Source organism: Brumimicrobium salinarum, from assembly GCF_002844555.1.
In the GTDB taxonomy this organism is placed as follows: Bacteria; Bacteroidota; Bacteroidia; order Flavobacteriales_D; family Crocinitomicaceae; genus Brumimicrobium; species Brumimicrobium salinarum.
In genome coordinates, this window is sequence record NZ_PJNI01000029.1 from 1 (window position 1) to 3361 (window position 3361).

The window sequence follows — 3361 nt, forward strand, 5'->3', positions numbered from 1 at the left end:
TGGAACGGTATCCGGAACGATTTTGAGCGTTGTGGCCATGTTTGATGCTGATGATATTATTAAAACGGTAATTATGGCTACGATTGGGGCTGTGGTTAGTTTTTTGGTGAGTAGAGGGTTGAAGTGGATTTGGGGGAGGTGGCATAATTAATTGAAAATTTAGAAAAGTTTTATATATTGTGGGGAAATTAACACCACCAAATGGTATACAAAGCTCGCAAATGGTTGTTGAATTTGTAGTCTGATGGTGGGGTTATTATTTAGTTGTGCTTAATGTAAAAAAAGACCTGCATGATATTTAAGTATAAAGCATATAGTAATTTACTAGTTGAGTTAGGTCGACTAGATTATGTCGTTGAGATTTCTGAAATATCCATTAAAGATTTCTTGAATAAATTAAATAAATCCAATGACCCTGAGTTATATCTGAAACGGAAATCCAATGAATTTGGGATTATGGTTTCTTTTGACCAGTCTAATAATTATTATAATCAAATCGTTCTAGGAAATATCTCAAATGTTTATCATCTAGGGGAAACTTTCTTTTATGAATTGCAAACTGAATTTAATAGTATTTCAAATGAAGATTGGAAATTTGAGCAAGGCAAGACAAAATTAGACCAAGTTATTTTATACTTAAAACAATTAAATAGGATTAATAACACGGACAAAATAGATGATTATTTAATTGATACTTTTGCTTATTACCATCAATTGAGAGTTTATTTTTCGCACAAGAAGACCACTTCTGTTGGGGAAATTGAAAGCAAGTACAAAAAAGCAATAAGACACTTTGATTCTGCATTATTAAAAAAATATAAGGTGAAGAATTCGCCAAAGAAATTAGAAGATATTGATTTTGAAGATTATTTCTTATTTACTCAAATCACAAAAGATTTAGCATTAAGAATTAGTTCTCTAGGTTATCCAAAACCTAAAGGACTCGCAAGTTGGGACGTAATCAAAAAAATAAAGAAATTTAAAGACGATAAAGACAGACTTAGTAAATCAATAGAAAATGCTTTAATAACTAAATTTGGTTACATTAAAGAAAACGATTCAGATAGATTAGTTTCTGAAATCATAAGCCACATATAATTCGGGCATTTCGTCTAGAGGCTAGGACGTCCGAAGCCACGTTAGAATCATGAGTTCTAAGGTGATTTCGGGAAACGGGAGTTCGAATCTTCCAATGCTCACAATAAAATACTAAAAATTGGATAAATTAGGAGAACATATAGAAAGAATGATGAAGCCTTATCGGGAAATTGCAAAGATTACTGAACCGATGAGAAAATTTCATGAACAATCTAAAGCAATACAAAAGGCGATTGAACCGACTTTAGAACTTCAAAAAAAACTTGCTGAACCATTAATAAACTTTCAAAAATCTTTTGAGAATATAAATAAGATTTATGCCTCTATTCCCAAATTTGAAAATCCATTTTTAGAGCATTTAGAAGCTTTTAAAAAAATTGGAGAAAGGCTAAAAGAATACACACAAAAAACACCTGATCATTTTTTACTTATTGCTCAATACGGTTGGTTTATTGACTTAGAGAGTGAATTGAATTTGCCTTCACAAGTAGCTTTCAACATACAAGATAGGCGAGTAGATTTAGCAAATGAATTGTTAGTAGATTACTATAAAACCAACATTGGGGATATTTTTGAAAGACTGATTAAAAGACACTATAACAGAAAAGAAATTTTAGAGAGTATAAAAAACTCATTTCAAGATGGGAATTACTCTATTTTAATTCCTTCTGTCTTAACTCAAGTGGATGGTATTTGCTTTGATTTTACAAAAAAGAAATTCTTCATTAAAGAAACGAAAAATAAGAAATATAAATTTTTACCAGAAGTGATAGCTGAATTAGAAAAATCGGCTGGAAATTTCTTGAATTTATATTTATCACCACTTCAAAATCAGACACCGATAATGGCAAGAGAACAAGATATTGGTAAGTTTCCGTGTAAATTAAATCGGCATGAAATTTTACACGGAATAAGCACGGATTATGGAACAGAGATAAATAGCTTGAAGGTGATTTCACTTCTTAAATATGTTTCAGACTTACTTACTGACCTTGATGATAAAACACTAAGCACAACAAAAATATAGTGCATTTGGCAGATAGTACTAATATTGAAGATGATAGCAATCAAGAAACATAGTAGTAAATTGAAAGTTTGGAGCGTTGAATTGCCAAACGCACCATATTCAAACCGTTAGCAACAATAATGAAAGCAAACCGATATATCTTAATAGTAGTAATATTTGCTATTGCTTTCTATAGCTATTCTCAAAGTACTGGTCTTGAGGTTTTGGATAATGCCTTTAAAAATAAGAAAAGTACAAAGTCACTTTGGTTAGTAAATCCTAACGGAGGCTACAATAAGAATTTCAAATTGCCAGATAGCATTTCCCTTTTCAAAAACCTAGAGTATTTGGAGTTGAGAAATTTGGGGATTATTGAATTGCCGGAATCTATCGGTCAACTTAAAAAGTTAAAATCAATTCGGATCTACAATTCTGAATTGGTCAAGTTGCCTGAGTCAATTGGTGAATTGAAAAACTTGGAGATTCTATATATTCAAAAGAGCAAAATCTCAACACTTCCTACGTCTATTAAGAATTGCAAAAAACTTAAGGAATTGTGGATTCGAGAAAGTGAAATGAGTGCAGTTCCAAGTTCGATCTTCGAGCTAAAATCCCTAAAATTGCTGGATCTGTACAATAATGAAATTAAAGAGATCTCACATCAAATTGGAAAACTTAAAAAACTTAGAACTCTCTACCTCGCATCGAACAACATCGATGAATTACCTTCAGAAGTTTTAGGATTAAAAAAACTGGAAAAACTCTATCTCAACAATAATTCTTTGAAAGAATTAAATCCTTTTTTTGAACTAAAAAGAATCGTAGAAGTCAATTTATCAATGAATAAGCTTGAATTCGTTCCAGAAGATATTTCTCACTGCAAGAAGTTGACGTTTTTAGACCTAGGAAGCAATAAGATCAGGATTATACCAGAATCATTTAGAAATTTTGAATCACTTGAAAATTTGAGATTAGATAATAACCAGATTAATGAGATATCCGAAGGATTGTTTCTGATTAATTCACTTCAAGGATTGTGGTTGTCAAATAATAATATAACAAGTTTCTGTGAGTACATTAATAGCAATTCGGCCTTGCTAAAACTTGTGTTTTCTCGCAACCCGATTGATGAGGAGGAAGTTAAATGCATAAAGGAGAAACTGCCTAAATGTGAAATAATATTTAATTAATGCTGCTAATCGAGTAGACGGCTGACAGTCGAATGACTGCCAGTGCGCCTCTCACACCACTGTACGT

The 3361-nt window shown here is 31.6% G+C and carries 3 protein-coding genes and 1 tRNA gene; all 4 read left to right on the forward strand.

Annotated elements, in window-relative coordinates; all coding sequences use genetic code 11:
* Positions 1 to 291: 291 nt before the first annotated feature.
* Complete coding sequence (locus tag CW751_RS14900; RefSeq protein WP_101335822.1) at positions 292 to 1098, forward strand: hypothetical protein; 807 nt, start codon at positions 292 to 294, stop codon at positions 1096 to 1098.
* Between the two features lie 3 nt (positions 1099 to 1101).
* A tRNA-OTHER gene (locus CW751_RS15485) sits at positions 1102 to 1199 on the forward strand.
* A gap of 17 nt (positions 1200 to 1216) precedes the next feature.
* The gene (locus CW751_RS14905; protein ID WP_101335823.1) at positions 1217 to 2125 is read left to right on the forward strand and encodes a hypothetical protein; all 909 of its coding nucleotides are present in this window, start codon (positions 1217 to 1219) and stop codon (positions 2123 to 2125) included.
* Between the two features lie 119 nt (positions 2126 to 2244).
* The gene (locus CW751_RS14910) at positions 2245 to 3294 is read left to right on the forward strand and encodes a leucine-rich repeat domain-containing protein (RefSeq protein WP_101335824.1); all 1050 of its coding nucleotides are present in this window, start codon (positions 2245 to 2247) and stop codon (positions 3292 to 3294) included.
* Positions 3295 to 3361 lie beyond the last annotated feature (67 nt).

What these genes read in the sequence shown, in the direction of transcription:
- CW751_RS14900 (WP_101335822.1), top strand. Translation starts at nt 292, where the DNA reads ATGATATTTAAGTATAAAGCATATAGTAATTTACTAGTTGAGTTAGGT.
- CW751_RS14910 (WP_101335824.1), top strand. Translation starts at nt 2,245, where the DNA reads ATGAAAGCAAACCGATATATCTTAATAGTAGTAATATTTGCTATTGCT.